The 3023-nt window shown below is 28.1% G+C and carries 2 protein-coding genes; both read right to left on the reverse strand.

The genetic code is table 11. The features are described 5' to 3' along the window. Positions 1-2546 (reverse strand): DNA gyrase subunit A (gene gyrA, locus ACERKK_RS12505; protein WP_373773410.1); only part of this gene is annotated, 2546 nt, incomplete at its 3' end. A 144-nt stretch (positions 2547-2690) separates the two neighbouring features. After that, a complete protein-coding gene (locus tag ACERKK_RS12510; protein WP_373773411.1) occupies positions 2691-2912 on the reverse strand; it encodes a YdcH family protein in 222 nt (73 codons plus the stop codon). Positions 2913-3023 lie beyond the last annotated feature (111 nt).

Below are 3023 nucleotides of genomic sequence, written 5' to 3' on the forward strand. Positions count from 1 at the left end.
GCTGATTCATCAATAGTTGGTACAATAGTAGCATCAATTGTTTCAACAATTATTTCGCCATCTTCTGTATATCTAATTACATTTCCATTTTCATCAACTTCAATCTCTTCTGCTTCTTTTGGACATTTTGCAATTGAAACTACTTTATCACCTTTATCAACATTAACAATAATTACACCAGAAGTATTTCTTCCAGCTTTTCTAATTGTTTGCATATCAACTCTAATCATTTTACCAATAGAAGTAAGTGCCATTAAATCTTGTGTTTCATCAACTAAAACTTCGCCAACAACATTACCTGTTTTATTAGAAAGTTTCATAGAAATAACACCAGAACCTGCTCTATTTGTTAATCTATATTCAGAAACAGTAGTTCTTTTTCCAATACCTTTTTCAGAAATTGGTAATAATTCTTGATTTTCATCAGTAATAACATCAGCATCAACTACGAAGTCAGTATCATGTTTAAATTTAATTCCTCTAACCCCTCTTGTAGATCTACCTTGTTCTCTTGTTTTTTCAATTTCAAATCTAATACATTGTCCCATTGATGTAAAAATCATTAAGAATTGTGAAGATGCATCTGTAATTTTAGCAGTTACAATTTCATCTAAATCATCAAGAACGATAGCTCTTACACCATTTGATCTAATATTAGAGAATTCTGATAATGATGTTCTTTTTACAATACCATTTTTAGTAAAGAATGCTAATGATTTTGACTCATCAAAGTCAGTTGTAGGAATAATTTCCATAATTTTTTCATCAGGTCTTAAGTTAATTAAGTTAACAACTGCTTTACCTTTAGCAGTTCTTGAACCTTCTGGAATTTTATATACTTTTAACCAGTATAATTGACCCATATTTGTTACAAACATTAATGTATCATGAGTATTAGATACAAAGAATCTTTCAATGAAATCATCATCATGAGTAGTAACAGCAGTTTTACCTTTACCACCACGTTTTTGTTTTTCATAAGATTTAATTGGTACTCTTTTTACATATCCATTATGAGTAATAGTAACAACCATTGGTTCATTTGGAATTAAATCTTCAATATCAATTTCATCATAAGAATCTTCGATTTCTGTTCTTCTTTCAGAAGAGAATCTATCTTTAATTTCAATTAATTCTTCTTTGATAATTTCATTTAATCTATCTTCTGATTTTAAAATCTCTTCTAATTCTGCAATTAATAATAATAATTCTTGATATTCTGCTTCTAATTTATCTCTTTGAAGACCTGTAAGTCTTCCTAATCTCATATCTAAAATAGCTTGAGATTGAATATGAGATAAAGAGAATCTATCTTGTAATTTTTCTCTTGCATCTGCATCATTTGCAGAAGATTTAATAATTTGAACTACTTCATCAATATTATCAAGCGCAATTTTTAAACCTTCTAAAATATGTGCTCTTGCTTTTGCTTTTTCTAATTCAAAAATTGTTCTTCTAATAATTACTGTTTTTCTATGTGATAAGAATACAGTTAATAATTCTGGTAATGTAAATACTTTTGGTTCTTTATTGTAAACGGCTAATAAAATAATCCCAAAAGTAGTCTCCATTGGAGTTGATTTATAAAGGTTATTTAAAACAATCTCAGACATAGTATCTTTTTTTAGTTCAATAACAACTCTAATACCTTCTCTATCAGATTCATCTCTAACTTCTGAAATTCCCTCTATTGCTTTATCTTTTGCAAGATTTGCAATAAGTTCAATAAGTCTTGATTTATTAACTTGGTAAGGTAATTCATCTAAAACGATGATTTCTTTTTTACCTCTTGTTTCAATATGGTGTTTAGCTCTAATTCTAACTCTTCCACGTCCTGTGTTATAAGCATCGATTATTCCACGTCTTCCAAAAATTGTTCCACCTGTAGGGAAATCTGGACCTTGAATAAATTGCATTAATTCATCAGCTGTTGCATCTGGATTATCAACTGTATATAACACTGCTTCTAATAATTCATTAATATTATGAGGAGGAATTTTTGTAGCCATACCAACTGCAATACCTTCACTACCATTTAATAATAATGTTGGAACTCTTGTAGGTAAAACTGATGGTTCTTTCATAGTATCATCGTAGTTAGCAACGAAGTTTACAGTATCTTTATCTAAATCACGCATTACTTCTTCAGCAACTCTTGTCATTCTAGCTTCTGTATATCTCATTGCAGCTGCATTATCTCCATCAACAGAACCAAAGTTTCCTTGTCCGTCAATTAAAGGTGCTCTCATTGAGAAATTTTGAGCAAGTCTTACTAAAGCATCATAAACAGAAGTATCTCCATGAGGATGGTACTTACCAATTACATCTCCAACAATTCTTGCTGATTTTTTGTACGATGATTTTGAAGTAATATTTAAATCATGCATTGCATATAATATTCTTCTGTGAACTGGTTTTAAACCGTCTCTTGCATCTGGTAATGCTCTACCTATAATAACACTCATTGAGTAATCTAAATATGAAGCTTTAACTGAGTCTTCAATATTTACATCTATAATATCTTGATTTTCGAAAAGGTTTTCCATTAAAAAAGGCCTTTGTTTTATAAAATTAAGTTATTTTATCTAAAAAGCGCTTAGCATAAGTTGTAATGGGATTTTTGTTTGAAAAATTAGCTAAAAAAAAAGCCAAAAGTAAAAACTTTTGGCTTTTTTTTAGGTAAAAAATAATTATTTATTATTTTCTTTTTTATATTTAAGAATCATAGTATATACTTCATCTTTTAATTTTAACTTTTCTTTCTTTTTTTGTTCAATATAGAATTGATCTGAATTTGATTTTTCTAATTCAATAATTTCTTCATCTAAAGCATTATGTTTATCAAAAAGATTATTAAAATACTTGTCACTTTGCTTTATCTCTATAATTAGTTCTCTATATTCGTGAAACATGTTACATCCTATATATTAAATTTTTGTTATTTATTGTACAACTAGAATACTTAAATAAAAATAATTATTAAGTTCTATAGTCTGCATTTATCTCTACATATTTGTAACCTA

Source organism: Poseidonibacter sp. (assembly GCF_041821165.1).
Taxonomy (GTDB): domain Bacteria; phylum Campylobacterota; class Campylobacteria; order Campylobacterales; family Arcobacteraceae; genus Poseidonibacter.